A 20,345-nucleotide genomic window follows, 5' to 3' on the forward strand; every position below is an offset into this window, starting at 1 on the left:
CGAGAACGACACGCGGGAGGGCGACATGAGTGCACAGGTGAGCCGGGTGTTTCGTCTCCGGGCCCGGGGGCCAGTGGCGTGTTTCAGCCGGCCGGAGATGAAGGTGGAGCGGGTGAGCTACGAGGTGATGACGCCCTCGGCGGCGCGGGGGCTGCTCGAATCCGTGCTGTGGAAGCCCGCCATCCGCTGGCAGGTGCACGAGGTGGCGGTGCTGGCGCCCATCCAGTGGGTGAGCTTCCGGCGCAACGAGGTGAAGCAGCGGATGTCACCGGGAACGGTGTTCTTCGCGGACCACCCGGACAGACGCACGCAACGCAACACGGTGGCGCTGAAGAACGTGGACTACGTCGTGTCCGCGTCCTTCCGCAGGACTGAGCACGCCGGGCCCGACGACAACGTGCGCAAGTTCGAGGAGATGTTCGAGCGCCGGTTGGAGAGGGGGCAGACGTTCCAGGCGCCCTACCTGGGCTGCCGCGAGTTCGCGGCTGCGGTGGAGCCCGCGCCACCACCCGAGGAGGTGAAGCCCATCACGACCGAACCGGAGCGGCGGCTGGGATGGATGTTCTACGACTTCGACTATCGCAATGACGGCGTGGTGCCGTTGTTCTTCGACGCAACGCTGAGCGGGGGCCGCCTGCGGGTGCCTCCGCTGGAGGACGTGCTGCGCGAGCAGAAGAGAGGGGGCAATCCATGATTATCGGCGCGCTTTATGAGTATGCGCTTCGTGAAGGGTTGCTAGAGGACCCCGACGTCGAGCCGCTCGCGGTGGACTTCTTCCTGGAGGTCGCGGACGACGGTCGCTTCCTCGCGCTGGTGCCCACCTCGGATGAAGAGGGAAGAGTCCCTCGACGGGCAGTGCCTCGCAAGCCTCAGCGCTCCGGCACAGCCATTGTGGCCGGCTTCTTCGTGGACAACGCGAAGTACGTGCTGGGGCACGGTGGGGACGAAGCCAAAGCACGCCTCCACCCTGAGCGCAACGCGGCGTTCCGCGCGCTGGTGGATGCGACGGCGAAGGAGACGCAGGACCCGGCTGCACGCGCTGTGGCCGCGTTCCTGGGACGGCTCGACTCCGAACTGCCGCGCATCCTGAACCAGCGCGCTGAATGGACCGGTGAGGAACGACTCGCTTTCCGGTGGTCGGGAGATGACGCGTTGCTCGTGCACGAGAGACTGGCACTGCGTGACGCCTGGCGCCGGAGGCGAAGCGCGAAGCAAGAGGATGAAGGGCCTCTGATGCAGTGTCTGGTGACTGGGCGATGGGAGCCCGTGGCGCGGTTGCATCCATTGATCAAACGACTCCCGAATGCACAGCCACAGGGATCGCCACTGGTGTCCTTCAATGAGGACGCATTCTGCTCCCATGGCCTCGATCAAGGGTACAACGCGCCAGTCTCCCGGTCCGTGGCGGAGGGCTATGGCACAGCGCTCAATTACATGCTGTCGAGCGACGGGGAACGCCGGCACCGACGGGGGGTTGCACTCGGGAAGGATGCGGTGGCGGTCTTCTGGACGCGCGAGGCCGAGCAGGCGGTGGATGTGCTGCTGGCCTTGCTCGACGCGCCAGCCACGCAGCAGGAGGGCTCGAGCCCTCCGGGCGTACGACAGGCGCTCCACTTCGCGGAGGCTCCGCTGCGCGGCCTGGAGCCGGCGGTGTTCGATTACAAGCCCTTCTATGCGTTGGTGCTGGGAGGCAACACGGCGCGCGTGGTGGTGCGCGAGTGGTTCGAGTCCTCGGTCCGAGACCTGAAGCAAAGTTTGCGCGAATGGTTCGACGACCTGCGACTGGACGGAGGCAAAGGCCGACCCCTCTCCCTGTGGGGACTGCTGCGATCCGTGGAACTCAGAGGCAGGGATGGCACCCCACCAGAGCTGGCCAGTCGGCTCTTGGCCGCGGTGATGATGAATCGCCCACTACCGCGTGAACTGCTTGCGGCGGCTCTGCGTCGCCTGCGCGTGCCTGACAAGGACGATGCGCCGGGCTTCCAGTTGTACGCGCGCTGCGCGCTCATCAAAGCCACGCTGTTGCGGCTGCGACGTCTTTCCCCTCAACTCCCGGAGGTATCCGTGGCGCTGGATCCAAACAGTCCCGAGGTGTCCTATCAGTTGGGTCGGCTGTTCGCCGTGCTGGAGCGGCTCCAGTTCGTCGCGCTGGGCGACGTGGATGCCAGCATCAAGGAGCGTTACTTCGGCGCGGCGATGGCGAACCCAGGCATCGTGATGCCTCGGCTGGTCCGCTTGTCGACGCACCACTTGGCCAAGGCTGGACGGGAGCGTGCCGGGCGGTTGGATCGGGTCATTGGACAGATCATGAGCCAGTTCCCCGCCGAGGTCTGGCCGAACACGCTGACGCTGGAGTCTCAGGGGCTGTTCGCCGTGGGGTACTACCACCAACGTGAGGACCTCTTCAAAAAGGCTGCACCCGCCGAACCCGCTACGGCTGAGTCCTGAGTCTGTCTGTTCCTGTCCTGCTCCAGGAGTGAATCATGTCCGAACTCAAGAACCGTTATGACTTCGTCCTGTTGTTCGATGTGAAGGATGGCAACCCGAATGGCGATCCCGACGCGGGCAACCTGCCCCGCATCGATCCGGAGACCGGCCACGGGCTTGTTACAGACGTGTGTCTCAAGCGCAAGGTGCGCAACTACGTGCAGCTCCTGAAGGGGAGCGAGGAACGTTACGACATCTACGTGAAGGAGCGAGGGGTGCTCTCGACGCTCCAGATCAAGGCCTATGAACGGTTGGGGTTGAGGACTCAGGCCGGTGCCGATGATGTCGGGCCACATGAGAAGCAGCCAGCCAAGGGGAAGGGGGAGAAGAAGTCGCGTAAGGCTTCGGAGGCCGAGGTAGTCGACAAGGTTCGCGACGAGATGTGCCGGTACTACTTCGATGTTCGGGCCTTCGGGGCAGTGATGCCTGGAAAGGAGTCCAACTCCAACGCGGGACAGGTTCGAGGTCCGGTGCAGCTCACGTTCGGGCGTTCTTTGGATCCGGTGGCCGCAGTCGAGCACACCATCACGAGAATGGCGGTGACGACGCAGGCCGAGGCGGACAATCAGGGTGGAGGCAATCGCACGATGGGCCGCAAGAACACGGTGCCCTACGGGCTGTACCGGGCGCACGGCTTCGTGTCGCCGGCTCTTGCGAAGCAGACGGGATTCGGCGAGGCGGACTTGGATCTGCTGTGGAAGGCATTGGTGGAGATGTTCGACCACGACCGGAGCGCGGCGCGCGGTCTGATGGCGACGCGGCGGCTGCTGGTGTTCCGGCACGCGAGCGCCCTTGGCAACGCGCCCGCGCACAAGCTGTTCGACGCCATGTCGGTGCGGCGAAAGGATGACTCGAAGCCGCCGCGTGACTTCGCGGACTACGCATTGAGCATGGGTAGCATCCCGCAGGGCGTGGAGGTGATGGAGTTGGGTGGATGAGCGGAGGGCCCAGTGAGTCCGATGCCCTCGTGCCCATCTCTGGCTTGCAGCACCTCATGTACTGCGAGCGGCAGGCGGCGCTCATCCACGTCGAGCGAGTCTGGGAGGAGGACGCGGCGACCGTGGCGGGGAAGCTCTTCCATGAACGGGTGGACCGGGCGGGGACCGAGCGCCGCAGGTCTGGGAGGGTGGTGAGGGCGTTGCCGCTGCGCTCGGAGCGACTGGGCCTGGTGGGACAGGCGGATGCGGTGGAGTACCACGCGGACGCGTCGGTGCCGGGAGGGTGGCGCCCCTTCCCGGTGGAGTACAAGCGAGGGCGGCTGAAGTCGGAGCGCGCGGACCGGGTGCAGCTGTGCGCCCAGGCATTGTGCCTGGAGGAGATGCACGGCGTGGCGGTGCCGGAGGGCGCGCTCTTCTACGGCGCGAGCCACCGGCGAGTGAGCGTGCGGTTTGACGTGGCGCTGCGGCAGGAGACGGAGGCCGCGGCGCGCCGGCTGGCGGGCTTCATCCAGGAGCGGTGGGTGCCACGCGCTGTTTTCGACGCGCGGTGCCCGCCGTGCTCGTTGCGGGCCCGCTGCCTGCCGGAGCCGGTGTCTCAGCCGGGACGGGCGGCCCGGCATCTGGCGCGGATGCTGAACCTGGAGGAGGGGGAATGAGCCTTCAGCTCAACACGCTCTTCGTGACGACGGACGGGGCGTACCTGCGCAAGGATCATGAGACGGTGGTGGTCCGGGTGGAGGAGACGACGCGGGTCCAGGTGCCGTTGCAGCACCTGGCGTCGGTGGTGTGTTTTGGCCGGGTGGGTGTGTCGCCGGAGCTGATGTCCGCGCTGGCGGAGGCGGGCGTGCACGTGGCGTTCTTTTCTCCCACGGGGCGTTTCCTGGCGCGGGTGGAGGGCGTGCCTGGGGGGAACGTGGTGCTGCGCAGGGGGCAGTTCCGGTGCGCGGACGACGCGGCGCGCACGTTGGAGTTGGCGCGGGCGATGGTGGCGGGCAAGGTCTACAACGCGCGGCAGTTCCTGCTGCACGCGAGGCGCGATGCGGCGGAGGTCCGGAGGCAGGGCCTGGCGGACGCGGCGGAGCATCTGGCGTCGAGCCTGCGAGCGTTGGGACGCGCCGGGACACTGGACGCGGTGCGGGGTGTGGAGGGGAATGCGGCGCGGGAGTACTTCGCGGCGTTTCCCCTGCTGGTGAAGCGGGAGGACGAGGCGTTCCGGTTCGGGGGACGGAGCCGGAGGCCGCCAAAGGATCGCATCAATGCCCTGCTGTCATTTGGGTATGCGTTGCTGGCGCAGGACTGTGCGGGAGCCGCCGCGGGGGTGGGGCTGGACGCGGCGGTGGGGTACCTGCACGAGGAGCGACCGGGACGGCTCTCGCTGGCCCTGGACCTGATGGAGGAACTGCGAGCGGCGGTGGTGGACCGGCTGGTGTTGTCGTTGGTGAACCGGGGGCAGGTGGGGCCGGGGGACTTCTTGGAGGATGCCGCGGGTGGGTGGAGGATGAGCGACGCGGCGAGGAAGACATTCCTGGTGGCGTACCAGGAGGCGAAGCAGGTGGAGGTCCAGCACGAGTTCCTCGGCCAGCAGGTGCCCTGGGGGCGGGTGCCGCACCTCCAGGCGCTGTTGCTGGCGCGGGTGATCCGGGGCGACCTGGAGGCGTATCCGCCCTTTCGGGTGAGGTGAGGGGATGCTCGTGCTGGTCTGCTACGACGTGGCGAACGATGACGCGGCGGGGGCGCGGCGGCTGCGGCGCATCGCGGAGGCGTGCAAGGATCGCGGGGTCCGGGTGCAGTATTCGTTGTTTGAGTGTCGGGTGGGGAAGCGCGAATGGGTGGCCTTGCGCCAACGGTTGTTGGATGAGGCGGAGCTGACGAAAGACAGCCTGCGCTTCTATTTCCTGCACGCGGACGAGGAGACCCGGTGCGAGCACCACGGAGTGAGGCCGCCCTTGGATCCCACGGGGCCGCTCATCGTGTGATGCGCGCCGCGAACCTGGATGGACGGAGGGGCCGCCCGAGGTTCGCGCTCGGAAAATCCCGAGCGGGTCCGCAGGGTTGCGAGGAGGACGTCGCCCGATTGTCGAGGATGGACAGTGGGGACGTAGATGTTCGCGGAAATGGGCGGATTTTCTTTGGAAACTTCATAGGTTGTGACCAGTAGGGTCGCTCCGCTCTTCGGGGCGGAGCGTGGGTTGAAACCTTCGCCGCTCGTCAGCCAACACCCAGCGCAGGTGTCGCTCCGCTCTTCGGGGCGGAGCGTGGGTTGAAACCCAGGAGTGCCATTGTCACTTGAGAGGTAGACAGTCGCTCCGCTCTTCGGGGCGGAGCGTGGGTTGAAACTTTTCGTCCTGGGTACCTGTCACGCCGCTGTCGTCGCTCCGCTCTTCGGGGCGGAGCGTGGGTTGAAACACCAAGGTGAAAGTGCAGCCCGGGGACGCCCTTTGGTCGCTCCGCTCTTCGGGGCGGAGCGTGGGTTGAAACATCGGCCGCGCCCTGGCCACCTTCGTTGCGCGCCAGTCGCTCCGCTCTTCGGGGCGGAGCGTGGGTTGAAACTTCACCTGCCAGCAGAACGGCTGTGTCATCGAGCAGTCGCTCCGCTCTTCGGGGCGGAGCGTGGGTTGAAACTCATGCACCTGCGCGTAGTCCTCGCCGGGGCCCGTCGCTCCGCTCTTCGGGGCGGAGCGTGGGTTGAAACTCTCTCCACGTAGCAGACGGTGCGAGCGTCTGGAAGTCGCTCCGCTCTTCGGGGCGGAGCGTGGGTTGAAACATCGAAGCGATCCAGCCTCTGACCGATGCCATGCGGTCGCTCCGCTCTTCGGGGCGGAGCGTGGGTTGAAACCCTCGTGTTGGCTCACGAGCTCTACGGTGCGCTGGTCGCTCCGCTCTTCGGGGCGGAGCGTGGGTTGAAACCTGGAGGCGCCGTGACGACAACGACCGAGGCGTTCGGTCGCTCCGCTCTTCGGGGCGGAGCGTGGGTTGAAACGTCCTCTCGTACAACCAGGCCCACGTGGCCGTCCCGGGTCGCTCCGCTCTTCGGGGCGGAGCGTGGGTTGAAACCTGGGCTGGCGCGGCCTCCTCCGGCCAGCGGGCCTGTCGCTCCGCTCTTCGGGGCGGAGCGTGGGTTGAAACCCAGACCGACACGCGGAAATCCCTTCGGAAGCCGGTCGCTCCGCTCTTCGGGGCGGAGCGTGGGTTGAAACAAGGTGTACACGGTGGAGACCCTCGCCGCGCTCAGTCGCTCCGCTCTTCGGGGCGGAGCGTGGGTTGAAACTCTACACGGTCGTCCCACGCAATCGCTCCGGAATGTCGCTCCGCTCTTCGGGGCGGAGCGTGGGTTGAAACGCTTCGCTGTTTCCGTTGACGGTCGTCGTCGCGGTCAGTCGCTCCGCTCTTCGGGGCGGAGCGTGGGTTGAAACAAGGAGAAACGCTTGAACCTGACCCCCGAAGAGGTCGCTCCGCTCTTCGGGGCGGAGCGTGGGTTGAAACAGGGAGGGGAAGGGGAAGCACATCGGCTGCCCTGGTCGCTCCGCTCTTCGGGGCGGAGCGTGGGTTGAAACAACTGCGCCGTGGACATCCGCAACCGCGTCTACGTCGCTCCGCTCTTCGGGGCGGAGCGTGGGTTGAAACCTCTCGAAGATGCTTGGGCACGGGAGCGTCCAGTGTCGCTCCGCTCTTCGGGGCGGAGCGTGGGTTGAAACACCATGAAGGACAAGCGTCGGGCGACCGCGTTCGTCGCTCCGCTCTTCGGGGCGGAGCGTGGGTTGAAACATGAAGGCCTCCGCCGCAGCGCGGACGGCCGGAGTCGCTCCGCTCTTCGGGGCGGAGCGTGGGTTGAAACAGACTGGCACGAGCACGCGCCCGGTGTACGTTGGTCGCTCCGCTCTTCGGGGCGGAGCGTGGGTTGAAACAGTGCTCAGCGAGTGCACGACGCGGGGCAGCCAGCGTCGCTCCGCTCTTCGGGGCGGAGCGTGGGTTGAAACATCCGCGCCACGCGGTGTCCATGCTTCTCTTTCAGTCGCTCCGCTCTTCGGGGCGGAGCGTGGGTTGAAACCCACGACACACCCCGCCGACGCCGTTGGGTCCAGTCGCTCCGCTCTTCGGGGCGGAGCGTGGGTTGAAACACCGCCACGCCGACCGCCACCCTCGTGAACCTGGTCGCGTCGCTCCGCTCTTCGGGGCGGAGCGTGGGTTGAAACCAAGAGCAGTGCCGACGAGTCGTTGTGCGGTGCCAAGTCGCTCCGCTCTTCGGGGCGGAGCGTGGGTTGAAACTCATGCATCCTCGGCAATGCATGTCAGACCCCCTTGTCGCTCCGCTCTTCGGGGCGGAGCGTGGGTTGAAACTTGTCCGATTCAGATCCAGATTCAATTGGGAAACGTCGCTCCGCTCTTCGGGGCGGAGCGTGGGTTGAAACACCACCGCCACCTGGACGTCTCGTCGATCCGGATGTCGCTCCGCTCTTCGGGGCGGAGCGTGGGTTGAAACTCGATGACCGCCGACATCTCACGGAAGGCCACGACGGTCGCTCCGCTCTTCGGGGCGGAGCGTGGGTTGAAACACGAAGGCGCAGGAAGCGCTCGTGGCCGAGTACATGTCGCTCCGCTCTTCGGGGCGGAGCGTGGGTTGAAACCAGTTCGGGGCGGGACCGGGCTACCCGACCTAGTCGCTCCGCTCTTCGGGGCGGAGCGTGGGTTGAAACACGCGCAACGGCCAGAACCTGGTCTTCATCACCGCCGAGTCGCTCCGCTCTTCGGGGCGGAGCGTGGGTTGAAACCGCGTCAGGCCGCGCCCCTCGTCGCCGGAGGAGTCGCTCCGCTCTTCGGGGCGGAGCGTGGGTTGAAACGTACCCGGTGCGGATCTTATAGAGGCCCCGAATGTCGCTCCGCTCTTCGGGGCGGAGCGTGGGTTGAAACCTCGTTTCGTGGCGCAAAGGGGACCGGCGTCTCGTTGTCGCTCCGCTCTTCGGGGCGGAGCGTGGGTTGAAACATCTGCATGGTGCCCCCAGGTGCAACGCGGCGGAGTCGCTCCGCTCTTCGGGGCGGAGCGTGGGTTGAAACTACCCGCGCCTGGAGAAGTCGCGGCGCCGGTTGGTGTCGCTCCGCTCTTCGGGGCGGAGCGTGGGTTGAAACTCCTCGAAGCGGCGGAGGGCTTCACAGGTGACGCAAGGTGTCGCTCCGCTCTTCGGGGCGGAGCGTGGGTTGAAACGGCTGGGCCCTCCAGCAGATGCGCGCGGGCCGGACGTCGCTCCGCTCTTCGGGGCGGAGCGTGGGTTGAAACATCGTGGCATCGCCCGACGCGCGCAGATCCTTCGTCGCTCCGCTCTTCGGGGCGGAGCGTGGGTTGAAACATGTGCCGCTTGCGCTGTGTCATCCGCGGCGGTTCGTCGCTCCGCTCTTCGGGGCGGAGCGTGGGTTGAAACCGCGAGATGCTCAGCGACCGCGACGGGCTGGTGCGTCGCTCCGCTCTTCGGGGCGGAGCGTGGGTTGAAACAACCTCGCCAACCCGGATGCCCCGCCGAGCGCGGTCGCTCCGCTCTTCGGGGCGGAGCGTGGGTTGAAACCATCACGTCCACCACGCGCTGAAAGGCCCGGTCCGGAGTCGCTCCGCTCTTCGGGGCGGAGCGTGGGTTGAAACCGGCGCGTCCAGGCGGAGCGTGATGCGGCCCGCGTCGCTCCGCTCTTCGGGGCGGAGCGTGGGTTGAAACAAGGACGTCAGGAAGTGACAGGTCGTGCGCGGTTGTCGCTCCGCTCTTCGGGGCGGAGCGTGGGTTGAAACCAGCGCCTGCCGGAGGTAGACGGCGAGGTCGAGCGTCGCTCCGCTCTTCGGGGCGGAGCGTGGGTTGAAACACGTGCACCAGGTGGTTGACGCCCGGCGCAGGGAGGTCGCTCCGCTGTTCGGGGCGGAGCGTGGGTTGAAACACGAGCCCCGCACCCTTGTTCGCGCCTCCCGGGGGCGTCGCTCCGCTCTTCGGGGCGGAGCATGGGTTGAAACCACGACAGCGCGTCCCGGACCTCAACCCGCACCACGGCGGCCGCTACCCACCGCGCGAAGGCTCCCCGGATCCATCCCAGTGCCCGATCATCGCCGAGTTCCAGGTGGGCGCTCCGCTCCAACGGACGCGGGTCCTGGCGGAAGAAGCTGATGCCGGACGGGTGACGGACCCCGCGTCCCCACCGCACGCACCCGCGTCCCGCCAGAAGCCCGGAAACCCCCGTCATCCGCGCAGGACTCTTCATCCCGGGCCGATTTGTCGGCGGCTCAACACCGTCGGATCCGCACGTTCCTCTCGCGCCACAGGGCCTTCCCGGCTCCCTCGGCCAGACTGGCAATCACGGCTTACTTCGAGAGTGAATGGGATGTTTTCCAGCGTGGCCGTTCATGTTGGTGCGCACTGGAAACCCGCGCCGCGTGCTGTCATCTTCTTGGAGGGACTTTCGCTGCGGGGAAGCAAGGTTGAAGGGGAGTCGGGACGGAAGTTGCCCAAGGTCCTGCGGGCCAAACGTATTGGGATGTGCTGGACGGAAAACTGTTCCGTCCCGGGGCTGTAAAAAATCCCCGGAACCGAGGGGTGTCTGCTGATGAGCTGGGACCCACGCCGCACCCAAGTGTCGCAAAAGCGAAGCGGATCAACCGGTTGGCGCGCCCGTCCGCGTGAACCCGAAAATCCTGGCTCCTGGCACACGCCTCGCATCGGCCGCTGACGCTGTCCTGACCCCTGCATCGCCTTCCCTGCTCCCGAAACCCTCGTGCTCGCTTCTTCGCCACACATCTGTTCCTGCGGTCAGCCCCACTCGGACGCGGAGGCGTGTCCCACGCTGATGCGCGGGCTGGACCTCCATGGTGGCACGATGCTCTACGCCGGCACGCCGCCGCCGGGACCCGCGGTGGCGCAGCCTGAAACGCCCTCGCCCATGTCGTCTCCCACGCCCGTGGTGCCCTCGCTGGTGGGACAGGAGTTCGGCCGCTTCCGCATCGTGCGCGAGCTGGGGCGCGGCGGCATGGGCACCGTGTTCCTCGCGGAGCACGCGCTCATCCAGAAGCGCGTGGCCATCAAGGTGCTCCACGCGCACCTCGCCCAGGCGCCGGAGCTCGTCGCGCGCTTCCTCTCCGAGGCCCGCACGCTCACGCTCGTGCAGCACGAGAACGTCGTCACCCTCTACGACCTGGACTCGCGCGACGGGCGCCCGTACCTCGTCATGGAGTACCTGGAGGGGGACAGCCTGGCCAACTTCGCCCGCGGCCCCATGGCCCCGGCGCTGGTGGTGGACCTGATGACGCAGGTGTGTGACGCCCTGGGCGCCGCGCACGCGCACGGCATCGTCCACCGCGACCTGAAGCCCGCCAACGTCTTCCTCGTCCCCAGCCCCAGCGGCAAGCAGCGCGTGAAGCTGCTCGACTTCGGCATCGCCAAGCTCCTGTCGCGCCCCGCCGGGGAGATGACCACCGAAGTGGGCGTCCTCCTGGGCACGCCGGAGTTCATGGCCCCCGAGCAGTGCGGCGACGGCGTCGTGGACGCGCGCAGCGACCTCTACGCCGCCGGCGTGCTCGCGTACCTGCTGCTCACCGGCCAGGTGCCCTTCTACGGCCGCACCGCCGCCGAAATCCTGGTGGGCCACCTGCAGAAGGACCCCGTCCCGCCGCACGAGCTGAACCCCGCCGTGCCGGAGGCCCTGTCGCGGGTGCTCCTGCGCGCGCTGGCCAAGCGGCCCGAACACCGCTTCGCCTCCGCCGCGGAGCTGCGCACGGCCCTGGAGGCGTCGCTCGCACCGCCGCCCGCGGCCGCCGCCCCGCCGCTCACCGCGCTCCTGCGCGGCACGGGCACGCAGGCCCCCGTGGAGCTCAAGGGCGAGTGGGTGGGCCGCTCCGGCCTCTTCTTCCAGTCCTCCGCCCCGCCTCCCGCGCTCCTGTCGGACGTGTCGCTGGTGCTGCGGCTGCCCGGCGGCGACCTGCCGTGCGTCGCGCAGGTGGTGCGCCACGTCACCGCCGAGCAGGCCCAGGCGTGGAACATGGCCCCGGGCTTCGGCGTGCAGCTGCGCGACGCCAGCCCCGCCTTCCAGGCCCAGCTGGCCCAGTTGCGCAACGGCGCGCGCCCCACGCCCTCTCAGGCCCCGGCCACCGCCGCCATCCCCACGCCCGAGGACCCGCAGGCGGAGGTCGTGTTGCAGGGCTTCCGCCGCCGGCTCGCCGGGGACCCGTACGCCGTGCTGGAGCTGCCGCGCGACGCCACGCTGGAGGCGGTGCGCACCGCGGCCCAGCGCGCTCGCGGGGCGCTGGAGCTGCTCAAGGCCCGCCCGCTGTCGGAGAGCCAGCGCACCCAGGTGGACCGCGCGCTGGAGCGCGTGGCCGGGGCGCTCCACACGCTGGGCCACGTGGAGCGGCGCGTGGAATACGACGCCACCCTGGGAAACGTGGAGGGCATCGAGCGGTGCCTCGCCGCGGGCCTCACCGCCACCATGCTGGAGCAGTGCCGCCGCCGCTTCCTCGCCGGCAACACCGGCCGCGAGGGCCGCGCCGCCGTGCACCGGCTGTCCGGCGACGCGCTGGCGTCCGTGGGCCGGCTGGAGGAGGCGCTCGCCGCCTATGAGCTGGCGGTCCGCGCGGACCCCTTGGACCTGGAGGGGCTCAAGCGCTGGCGCTTCCTCCGGGCCCGGGTGCGGGGCTCGGCCGTCTCCAGGTAGGGGGGGCGGGCTCGCATCCATCTCCAGGTCGTCTTGCGTATGGAAGAGGAGTCCCCGTTAACTCTCTCCTCTTCCATGGCTTCCGACCCCGACGACAAGCTGCCGCCCCAGGGGCGCTTCAACCGCCTGCGCAAGCTGGCGGGCCTCTCCATGCACGTGGGCTCGGAGGTGCTCAAGACGGGCGCCCGGAAGCTCTCCGGCACCAGCCCCACGGAGCTGCTCAGCCTGGGCACCGCGGAGAAGCTGGTGGCCACGCTGGGGGAGATGAAGGGCGCGGCCATGAAGCTGGGCCAGGCCCTCTCCATGGACCCGGATCTGCTCACGCCCGAGGTGCGGCAGATGATGGCCCGGCTGCAGAACCAGGCCCCCGCCATGTCCTACGCGCAGGTGTCCCGCGTGGTGCAGGAGGAGCTGGGCGCGCCGCCGGAGGCGCTGTTCAAGGCGTTCTCCCCGGACGCGCTCGCCGCCGCGTCGCTCGGGCAGGTGCACCGCGCGGTGCTGCACGACGGCCGCCCCGTCGCGGTGAAGGTGCAGTACCCCGGCATCGACGTGTCCATGGGCCACGACATGGACAACCTGGGCCTCGTCGTGAAGACGGTGTCCAAGACGTCGCGGATGATGGACGGCACCGCCTACTTCCAGGAGTTCCGCGACGAGCTCATGCTGGAGCTGGACTACCAGCGCGAGGCGAAGCTCGCGCGGGGCTTCGCCAGGAGCGTGGCGCGGCTGCCGGACCTGTACGTGCCCCAGGTCATCGAGGAGCGCAGCGCCCGCCGCGTGCTCACGCTGGAGCTGTTGGAAGGCCAGACGCTCAAGGACTGGGTGACGACGTCGCCGGACCCCGCCGAGCGCTTCCGCGTCGCGCGCCAGCTCATCCGCGCCACCTACGGGCCGTTCCTGGACGCGGGTGAAATCCACGCCGACCCGCACCCCGGCAACTTCATGGTGATGCCGGACGGGCGCATGGGCCTGTTGGACTTCGGCTCCATCAAGCGCTTCAGCCCGGGCTTCGTCGAGGCCAACCGCCGCATGTTCCAGCAGGCGCTGCGGCTGGAGACGCTGGACGTGCTGGGCCTGTGCCGCGAGGTGGGCTTCTCCGTGGAGCTGCCGGAGGAGGAAGCGGAGGGGCTCCTGCGCGAGGTGCTCCACATCGCCGGACGGCCCATGCGCACGGCGCCGTACGACTACGCCGCCTGCGACATCAACCGCGACATGCGCAACCACTTCACGCGCAACGCCGCGCGCATCATGCGCATCCGGCCGCCGCCGGAGGCGATGATGTTCTTCCGCGCCACCGGCGGGCTCGCGCAGAACCTGCGGCTCGTGGGCGCCCAGGGCGACTTCCGGCAGGTGTACCTGGAGGTCGGTGAGCTCGTGGGCGGGTGAGCCCCGCCCGGCCCCGGCATCAGGTGCCGGCGGCGACGCGCGAGCGCTTGTGCAGCCGCTCCAGCTTGCGGGCCAGGTCCGCGCCCTGCGTGCTCTTGGACATGTAGCCGTCCGCGCCCACCGCCAGCGCCAGCGCGCGCAGCTTCGACTCGTCGGAGGCGGAGTAGAGGACGAAGCGCGTGTTCTCCGGGGCCTGCTGCCTGGCCAGTGCCAGCACCTTGTCGCCGCTCAGCGCGGGGATGTTCACGTCCAGGAGCACCAGGTCCGGCGCCGTGGTGCGCACCAGGTTGGAGACCCCCAGGGACGAGCGGTGGGTGCGCACCTCGAAGTTGTACGAGGACAACGAACGCTCCGTCAGCGCGAGCTGGTCCGGGTCATCGTCCACGATGAGGACGCGAATCTTGGGATCCGACATGGATGGCTCCCCCTGGAACCGACAGTTGGGTGCCCCGGCCGGCAGGATGCCGTCCCCGAAAACAGTGACCCGGGCACTCCCTGAGTATCGCCCACCCCTCCCCATCCTGGCCAGTCTCCCTGGAATTTTCTGGAGATATCCGGTGGAGACCACTCGCCTCACCCCGCCGGGTGGGCAGCGTCCCCAGCCTTGGTGGAGACGTGCACCTCGTGGCAGGGGGGCCTCCCGCCATGGCGGGGCCCGATGCTGCGCGCGAGCGTGCGCCCTGCCTAGCTTGGGACAGGGGGACACGTGCAACGCCACGACATCATCGTCATCGGCGCGTCCATGGGCGGCGTGGAGGCGCTGCGCCAGCTGGTGGGTCAGCTGCCCGGGGACCTGGCCGCCAGCATCCTGCTGGTGCTCCACATTCCGGCGCGGCCCCGCAGCTACCTGCCGGAGATCCTCTCGCGCTCCGGTCCGCTGCCGGCCCACCATCCCCGGGACGGGGAGCCCCTGGAGCCGGGCCGCATCTACGTGGCGCCCAATGACAGACACCTGCTGGTGGAGCCGGGCCGCGTGCAGGTGTTGAACGGGCCCAGGGAGAACGGGCACCGGCCGGCGGTGGACCCCTTGTTCCGCTCGGCCGCGAGCACCTATGGCCCCCGCGTGGTGGGCGTGGTGCTGACCGGCGCGCTGGACTGCGGCACCAGCGGCCTGATGGCGGTGAAGAAGCAGGGCGGGCTGGCGGTGGTGCAGGACCCGCGCGACGCGCTCTGCCCGGACATGCCCCGGAGCGCGCTGGAGCTCGTGGCGGTGGACCACTGCGTGCCCCTGGCGGAGATGGGCGCGCTGCTGACGCGGCTGGTGGAGGCGCCCGTCGCGCCGCGCTCGCGCAAGCGGTCGGGGCGGTTGGAGACGGAGGTGAAGGCCGTGGGGGTGGACATTCCTTCCATGGAGGACCCGCCCTCCCCGCTGGAGTACGCGAAGCCGTCCGCTTACGGCTGCCCCGACTGCGGCGGTGTCCTCTTCGAACTGGAGGAGGGCGGCCTCCTGCGCTTCCGCTGCCGCACGGGCCACGCGTACACGGCGGAGGCGCTGTCCGGCTCGCAGCAGGACCACCTGGACGGCGCGCTGTGGGCGGCGCTGCGGGCGCTGGAGGAGCGCGCGTCCCTGTCGCGCCGGATGGCCGCGCAGGCCCGGCGGCGCAACCACGCCCGCTCCGCGGTGCGCTTCGAGGAGCGCGCCCGCACGGCCGAGGCCCAGGTGAAGCTCTTGCGCCAGGTGGTGCTCGTGGCGCCCCCGCCCGGAGAGGCGGCCGCGGAGCCTCGGGTGCCCCAGGCCCCCGAAGGGTCGAAGCAGGCGAACTGAGGCGTCCTGCTTCAGCGCGCTCCGGCGCGCTCCGGGTCGGGTGCGGGCTTCAGCGCGGGGAAGGAGAGGAGGAACACCGCGCCGCCTTCCGGGCGGTTGGCCGCGGTGAGCGTGCCGCCCGCTTGCGTCACCACGTCGTGGGCCATGGACAGCCCCAGGCCGGTGCCCTTGTCGCCCTTGGTGGAGAAGAAGGGCTTGAAGATGCTCGACAGGTGCTCCTCGGGGATGCCGGTGCCCTCGTCCTCCACGGTGAGCCGCACGGCCTTGCCGGCCTTGAAGGCCCGCACGCGGATGGTGCCGCCCCGGGGCATGGCGTCGCGCGCGTTGATGAGCAGGTTGATGACGACGTAGCGCAGCTCCATGGCGGACCCGGAGATGCCGGGGAGCCCTTCGGGAAGCGCCACGTCCAGGCGCACCGGGTGGCCGCCCTGGCGCGCCTGGTGCTCGATGCCGCCCCGGATGATGTCCACCGCGTCGCGGACCACGTCCGCCAGCTGGACGCGCTCCCGGGCGGTGCCGGGCTTGCGGCGGGAGAAGTCCTGGAGCCGGCCCACGCGCGCCTCCGCGTCGGACACGATGCGGACGAGCGCGTCCAGGTGCTGCGGTCCCTGACCCGTGGGGACCACGTCGTGCTGGAGCAGCTCCAGCCGCAACCGCATGGCGTTGAGCGTGGAGCGCAGATCGTGCGCGATGCCCGCCGCCAGCTCGCCCAGGGCGCGCACCTTCTCGCGCTCCAGCAGGGTGGAGCGCGCGATGACCAGCTCCTCCTCCGCGCGCACCTGTTCGGTGATGTCTCGCGCGAGCACCAGCACCTGCCCCTGCATCTGACCGGTGACGCGCTCGGTGCGCACCTCCAGCACCCGGGGCTGGGGCTCGCGCGCCTGCCGGTAGCGGGCGACGCGCGCCGTGCCTTCGGTGAACGCGAGCACCGCCGCGGCCTCCGCCTGGCCCACGTCGCGCAGGGCCATCCGCTCCGCGCCATCCTCGTCGCGCCGCCAGGGGCCGCGCAGCCGCCCCAGCGCGTGCCAGCGGCCATTGGCCACCACCACGGTGGTGGCGTTCATCACCGCGAGCGCGCTGTCGCTGGTCTCCAGCGCCCAACGCGACAGCTGGAAGGTGATGACCTGCCGCCGGGTGTGCTCGCCCAGCTTGCGCACCAGGGCGGCGTGCTTCTTCATGAGCTCGCGGTACTTGCGCAGCAGCCCCGGGGGTTCCTGGACGCCGGGCTCCGGGACGGAGGGGGGCGGGGATGCGCGGCGCGGGCTCATGCCTTGAGCCTCTCTTGCAGGCGCCGGTTCTCCTCCAGCAGGGCGGTGGCACGGGTGGTGTCCTCGAAGAGGATGATGGAGCCCAGCGCCTGCGTGTCGGTGATGAGCGGCGTGGCCACCACCGTGGCGCTGCCCTTCCCCCCGTGCGGCAGCTGGTAGGGGATGTTCTCCAGGCGCAGCGAGCGGTTCTCCTGGAGGTGGCGGCGCAGCTTGAGCAGCAGCGCGCGCTTGAGCGCGGGCACGTGCAGGGTCCACAGCAGCTGGCCCACCGTCTCGCGCTCGGTGAGCCCCAGAAGCCGCTCCGCGGCCAGGTTCCAGGTGGTGATGCGGCCTTCGCCGTCCAGCACCAGCACCGCGGCGGAGAGGGTGCGGATGATGGTGTGCTGGCAGAAGGTGAGCGCGTCCATCTCCAGCGTGCGGTGCGCCAGCTCGCGGTTGGTGGCGTCCAGCTCCGAGTTGGCGGACTGGAGCTCCTCGTTCGTCGTCTCCAGCTCCTCGTTGGTGGACTGGAGCTCCTCGTTCGTCGTCTGCAGCTCCTCGTTCGCGGACTGGAGCTCCTCGTTGGTCGTCTCCAGCTCCTCGTTGGACGCGCGCAGCTCCTCCGTGGAGGACTGCATCCGCAGTTGGAGGGCCTTCAGCTCATCCTGCGCCGCGCGCAGGTCCTGCTCCACGTCGCGCAGGTGGCTGATGTCGTGGGTGATGTAGAGCAGGCCCTGCCGCTCCCCGGACGCGTCGCGCAGGGGCACCACCTGGGTGCGCACGGCGAGGGGCTCTCCGGTGGCGACCTCGATGAGGCCGTCCGCCGTCTCCCGCTCGGAGCTGCCGGAGCGCACGCGCTGGCTCTGCTCGACGAGCAGGTCGCCGCTGAGGCCCGGCAGGCCCAGCGTGGCCAGCTTCCTGCCCAGCAGCTCGCCCTCGTTGCGGCTCCACAGCCGGGCCGCCGCGCGGCTCCACAGCGTCACCGTGCCGTCGTTGTCCGTGGCGATGTGCGGACACGGGTGCGAGTCCAGCAGGTTGCGCAGGAAGGAGCGCTCGGAGTCCTGGCTGGGTTCGAGCAGGCGCGGCAGGCTCGTGGGCTCCGGGGGCAGCCGGTCCTGCGTCGTGCTGGTGACCTCCGCCTGCCCGTCCTTGCGGTAGATGCGCCGGGTCAGGTCGATGGGCCGGAAGAGCCGCGCCGCGAAGGGGATGAGCTCCGAGCGGCCCAGCACCATCAGCCCGTTGCGCCGCAGCGCGAACTGGAAGCGCGCCAGCACCCGCTTCTGCAGCTCGGAGTCCAGGTAGATGAAGACGTTGCGGCACAGGATGATGTCGATGCGCGACACCGGCGCGTCCGACACCAGGTTGTTCACCCCGAACACCACCGCGCGGCGGATCTCCTTGCGCACCGTGTAGCTGTTGCCGGTGCGCACGAAGAAGCGCGCCAGCCGCTCCGCGGAGACATTCTCCAGCTGCTCCGGCGAATAGATGCCCCGGCGCGCGGTGGCGATGGCGTCCTCGTCCACGTCGGTGCCGAACACCTTCAGCTCCGGACCCGGGTAGCCCGGCCCCATCGCCTCCGCCGCGATGATGGCCAGCGAGTACGCCTCCTCACCGGTGGCGCAGCCCGCGCTCCAGATGCGCAGCTCCGCGTCCGGCCGCTGGCGCACGAGCTCCGTCATGCTCTGCTCCAGCGCCTGCCAGACCTCGCGGTCCCGGAAGAAGCTGGTCAGCTTGATGAGCATGGAGGAGACCAACGTGCTCACCTCGGTGGGGTCCCGCTCCAACAACGCCAGGTAGGCCGCCCGGCTGCGACAGCGCGTCGCCTGCATCCGTCGCTCGATGCGACGCTGAAGCGTAGCCCGCTTGTAGTTGCGGAAGTCGAAGTTCCTCACCTGACGGACCTTCTCCAGGATGGCTTCGAGCTCGCTGTCGCGGGGAGGCTTGGTCGCCATGCGACGGACCTAACCCAAGGGTTTTGACCGGGCAAGACCGGCAACTCCCCTCTTCCGAGAGCATCACCGGCCGCACTCCTCGTCTGGGTCTCCGACGACAAAACGTTCGCTGGCCCTCTTCCCTGGCCGGTGGAGACAGGTGTCACTTCAAAGGGGCCGTGCGGATGGCGTACCGTGGATCATCCTTCCCAGGGGGTGATGGCCAGCTGTTGGGAAGGCAAGGGTGTCATCCATGGAGCTGAACTCAACGGGGCGGGAGATCCGCGTGGCGCTGCTGGAGGATCAGCAGGTGTTCCGCGAGAGCCTGGTGGCCCTGCTCGAACACGCGGGGATGAAGGTGGTGGCCCGGTGCGCGGAAGCGAGCTCGTTCCTGTCCAACATGCGCGCGGCCGCGCCCGACGTCGCCGTGGTGGACCTGCAGCTGGAGAACTTGAGCCGCGATGCCCCCATGGGCAGCGAAGGACCGGAGGCCGGACTCAACGCGCTGAAGTACCTGCATGACTTCCACCCGCAGGTGCGCGCGCTGGTGCTGTCCGGGCACCACGAGCCGGAGGTGGTGGAGCGCTGCTTCCAGGCGGGAGCGGCGGGCTACCTGTGCAAGCTCAACGTGGGGTGTGACGACGTGGTGCGCGCGGTGGGGCGCGTGGCCCGGGGCGAGCGGCTCTTGCCCGTGGACATGCTCCACGCCAACGTCATGCACCTGGAGGACCTCCAGGTGCCGGCCTCCGCGCTGTCGCGGCTGACCCTTCGTGAGCGGGAGGTGCTGGGCTACGTGGCGGCCGGCGCGGACAACCTGAAGATCGCCGCGCACCTGGGCATCACCGAGCGCACGGTGAAGGCCCACCTCACGAGCATCTACCGCAAGCTGGGGCCGGAGAACCGCGCCCAGCTCGCGGTGATGGCGTGCGAGCTGGGCGTACCCCGCCCCGTGCTGGCCTGACGCGCCTGCTCAGGGCGACGCGGTTGCTTCCGCGTCGTCCCGGGGGGCGCCCAGGTGCTGGAGGAACCACTCCCCGGCGAGCGCGGCCACCTGCTCCAGCTCCGACTCCTCCTCGAAGTGGTGGGTGGCGCCCGGGATGATGGCCATGCGCTTGTCGGCGCGGAGCGCTTCATGGGCCCGGTGGTTGATGTCCAGGCCCAGCGTGTCCGCGCCGCCCACCAGGAGCAGGGTGGGGGCCTGCACCTTCGGCAGCACCGCGCCTGCCAGGTCCGGGCGTCCGCCGCGCGACACGACGGCCTCCACCTGGTCGGGCCGGAAGGCCGCGGCCGCCAGCGCCGCGCCCGCGCCGGTGTGCGCGCCGAAGTAGCCCACGCGCAGGCCCGAGGTGAGGGGCTCGCGCTGGAGCCACCGCGCCGCGCCCGCCATGCGCATGCCCAACAGGCCCACGTTGAAGCGCAGCTGCCGCGTGCGGCGCTCCTCCATCTCCTCGCGGGTCAGCAGGTCCATCAGCAGGGTGCCCAGCCCCATCGCCTGGAACAGGCTCGCGGTCTGCGCGAGCCGTGGACTCTGGAGGCTGCTGTCGCTGCCGCGCGCCAGCACCACCACGCCCCGGGCCCCCGCGGGCACCGCCAGCCGCCCTCGGACGAGGACGGAATCATCGACCGGCACCTGCACCTCGCGCTCCAGATGCGTGCGCGACGCCGGTCTGACACCACGTTGCGCCTGCGACTCCCGCGCCTCCTCCCACTCGTGGTCCTGCCCCACCGCCTTCAACCCCGTTCGTGACCGGGGACCTGGCATACAGGCTCCTCCCGTCTGCGTTTGGCTGATTACAGCGTCCGGCTGAGTCACAGTCTGGCCACGGCCCCTTCCGGTGTGACCTGCCGCAAGGTGCCGGGTGTCCAGCGTAGGACAGGCCCGCGGGACAGGGGAGGACGCCTGGGGTGGGGGCCGGCC

The 20,345-nt window shown here is 69.5% G+C and carries 14 protein-coding genes and 1 CRISPR repeat array; of the genes, 10 read left to right on the forward strand and 4 right to left on the reverse strand.

Annotated features, from left to right (window positions below):
* Positions 1 to 25 precede the first annotated feature (25 nt).
* The 8 genes from cas5c (at position 26) to KYK13_RS02985 (ending at position 13,484) form a co-directional block, all read left to right on the forward strand.
* Positions 26 to 694 carry a type I-C CRISPR-associated protein Cas5c gene (gene cas5c, locus KYK13_RS02950; protein WP_223641781.1) on the forward strand — a complete coding sequence of 223 codons (669 nt, stop codon included), beginning with the start codon at positions 26 to 28 and terminating at the stop codon, positions 692 to 694.
* Positions 691 to 2,448: a type I-C CRISPR-associated protein Cas8c/Csd1 gene (gene cas8c, locus KYK13_RS02955; protein WP_223641782.1), complete on the forward strand. Its 1,758-nt coding sequence runs from the start codon at positions 691 to 693 to the stop codon at positions 2,446 to 2,448. The genes cas5c and cas8c overlap by 4 nt, the downstream gene beginning before the upstream one ends.
* 35 nt (positions 2,449 to 2,483) lie before the next feature.
* On the forward strand, positions 2,484 to 3,425 hold the full coding sequence (cas7c, locus tag KYK13_RS02960; protein WP_223641783.1) for a type I-C CRISPR-associated protein Cas7/Csd2: 942 nt from the start codon (positions 2,484 to 2,486) through the stop codon (positions 3,423 to 3,425).
* Positions 3,422 to 4,081, forward strand: a complete 660-nt coding sequence (gene cas4, locus KYK13_RS02965) for a CRISPR-associated protein Cas4 (RefSeq protein WP_223641784.1) — start codon at positions 3,422 to 3,424, stop codon at positions 4,079 to 4,081. Before cas7c ends, cas4 begins: the two co-directional genes overlap by 4 nt.
* Entirely contained in the window at positions 4,078 to 5,106 is a 1,029-nt protein-coding gene (gene cas1c, locus KYK13_RS02970) for a type I-C CRISPR-associated endonuclease Cas1c (protein WP_223641785.1), read from the forward strand. Before cas4 ends, cas1c begins: the two co-directional genes overlap by 4 nt.
* A gap of 4 nt (positions 5,107 to 5,110) precedes the next feature.
* Positions 5,111 to 5,401, forward strand: coding sequence for a CRISPR-associated endonuclease Cas2 (gene cas2 / locus KYK13_RS02975; RefSeq protein WP_223641786.1), 291 nt, complete (start codon positions 5,111 to 5,113; stop codon positions 5,399 to 5,401).
* Positions 5,402 to 5,584: 183 nt separating this feature from the next.
* Positions 5,585 to 9,411: direct repeats of the CRISPR family, unit length 37 nt; unit sequence GTCGCTCCGCTCTTCGGGGCGGAGCGTGGGTTGAAAC.
* Between the two features lie 827 nt (positions 9,412 to 10,238).
* Positions 10,239 to 12,098 carry a serine/threonine-protein kinase gene (locus tag KYK13_RS02980; RefSeq protein WP_223641787.1) on the forward strand — a complete coding sequence of 620 codons (1,860 nt, stop codon included), beginning with the start codon at positions 10,239 to 10,241 and terminating at the stop codon, positions 12,096 to 12,098.
* A 75-nt stretch (positions 12,099 to 12,173) separates the two neighbouring features.
* Positions 12,174 to 13,484, forward strand: a complete 1,311-nt coding sequence (locus KYK13_RS02985) for an AarF/ABC1/UbiB kinase family protein (RefSeq protein WP_223641788.1) — start codon at positions 12,174 to 12,176, stop codon at positions 13,482 to 13,484.
* A gap of 19 nt (positions 13,485 to 13,503) precedes the next feature.
* On the opposite strand, the gene KYK13_RS02990 is transcribed toward KYK13_RS02985, so the two are convergent.
* On the reverse strand, positions 13,504 to 13,899 hold the full coding sequence (locus tag KYK13_RS02990) for a response regulator (protein ID WP_223641790.1): 396 nt from the start codon (positions 13,897 to 13,899) through the stop codon (positions 13,504 to 13,506).
* A 291-nt stretch (positions 13,900 to 14,190) separates the two neighbouring features.
* Here KYK13_RS02990 and KYK13_RS02995 point away from each other — a divergent pair, with 291 nt between their 5' ends.
* Positions 14,191 to 15,249 carry a chemotaxis protein CheB gene (locus KYK13_RS02995; protein ID WP_223641791.1) on the forward strand — a complete coding sequence of 353 codons (1,059 nt, stop codon included), beginning with the start codon at positions 14,191 to 14,193 and terminating at the stop codon, positions 15,247 to 15,249.
* Between the two features lie 11 nt (positions 15,250 to 15,260).
* Here KYK13_RS02995 and KYK13_RS03000 read toward each other — a convergent pair whose 3' ends face one another.
* Both KYK13_RS03000 and KYK13_RS03005 read right to left on the reverse strand, forming a co-directional pair.
* Positions 15,261 to 16,517, reverse strand: a complete 1,257-nt coding sequence (locus KYK13_RS03000) for a sensor histidine kinase (RefSeq protein WP_223641793.1) — start codon at positions 16,515 to 16,517, stop codon at positions 15,261 to 15,263.
* Complete coding sequence (locus tag KYK13_RS03005; protein ID WP_223641795.1) at positions 16,514 to 18,448, reverse strand: CheR family methyltransferase; 1,935 nt, start codon at positions 18,446 to 18,448, stop codon at positions 16,514 to 16,516. Before KYK13_RS03005 ends, KYK13_RS03000 begins: the two co-directional genes overlap by 4 nt.
* A gap of 232 nt (positions 18,449 to 18,680) precedes the next feature.
* Here KYK13_RS03005 and KYK13_RS03010 point away from each other — a divergent pair, with 232 nt between their 5' ends.
* On the forward strand, positions 18,681 to 19,388 hold the full coding sequence (locus KYK13_RS03010) for a response regulator transcription factor (protein ID WP_223641802.1): 708 nt from the start codon (positions 18,681 to 18,683) through the stop codon (positions 19,386 to 19,388).
* A 9-nt stretch (positions 19,389 to 19,397) separates the two neighbouring features.
* Here the strand turns inward: KYK13_RS03010 and KYK13_RS03015 are convergent, their stop codons facing one another.
* Positions 19,398 to 20,189: a dienelactone hydrolase family protein gene (locus tag KYK13_RS03015; RefSeq protein ID WP_223641804.1), complete on the reverse strand. Its 792-nt coding sequence runs from the start codon at positions 20,187 to 20,189 to the stop codon at positions 19,398 to 19,400.
* Positions 20,190 to 20,345 lie beyond the last annotated feature (156 nt).

Source organism: Corallococcus sp. EGB, assembly GCF_019968905.1.
GTDB lineage: Bacteria > Myxococcota > Myxococcia > Myxococcales > Myxococcaceae > Corallococcus.

Excerpts from the sequence above, each read along its gene's own strand:
- cas8c (WP_223641782.1), top strand. The coding sequence starts at position 691 with ATGATTATCGGCGCGCTTTATGAGTATGCGCTTCGTGAAGGGTTGCTA.
- KYK13_RS03010 (WP_223641802.1), top strand. The coding sequence starts at position 18,681 with ATGGAGCTGAACTCAACGGGGCGGGAGATCCGCGTGGCGCTGCTGGAG.
- KYK13_RS02990 (WP_223641790.1), bottom strand. The coding sequence starts at position 13,899 with ATGTCGGATCCCAAGATTCGCGTCCTCATCGTGGACGATGACCCGGAC.
- cas5c (WP_223641781.1), top strand. The coding sequence starts at position 26 with ATGAGTGCACAGGTGAGCCGGGTGTTTCGTCTCCGGGCCCGGGGGCCA.
- cas4 (WP_223641784.1), top strand. The coding sequence starts at position 3,422 with ATGAGCGGAGGGCCCAGTGAGTCCGATGCCCTCGTGCCCATCTCTGGC.
- cas2 (WP_223641786.1), top strand. The coding sequence starts at position 5,111 with ATGCTCGTGCTGGTCTGCTACGACGTGGCGAACGATGACGCGGCGGGG.
- KYK13_RS03000 (WP_223641793.1), bottom strand. The coding sequence starts at position 16,517 with ATGAGCCCGCGCCGCGCATCCCCGCCCCCCTCCGTCCCGGAGCCCGGC.
- cas1c (WP_223641785.1), top strand. The coding sequence starts at position 4,078 with ATGAGCCTTCAGCTCAACACGCTCTTCGTGACGACGGACGGGGCGTAC.
- cas7c (WP_223641783.1), top strand. The coding sequence starts at position 2,484 with ATGTCCGAACTCAAGAACCGTTATGACTTCGTCCTGTTGTTCGATGTG.
- KYK13_RS03015 (WP_223641804.1), bottom strand. The coding sequence starts at position 20,189 with ATGCCAGGTCCCCGGTCACGAACGGGGTTGAAGGCGGTGGGGCAGGAC.
- KYK13_RS02985 (WP_223641788.1), top strand. The coding sequence starts at position 12,174 with ATGGCTTCCGACCCCGACGACAAGCTGCCGCCCCAGGGGCGCTTCAAC.
- KYK13_RS03005 (WP_223641795.1), bottom strand. The coding sequence starts at position 18,448 with ATGGCGACCAAGCCTCCCCGCGACAGCGAGCTCGAAGCCATCCTGGAG.
- KYK13_RS02980 (WP_223641787.1), top strand. The coding sequence starts at position 10,239 with ATGCGCGGGCTGGACCTCCATGGTGGCACGATGCTCTACGCCGGCACG.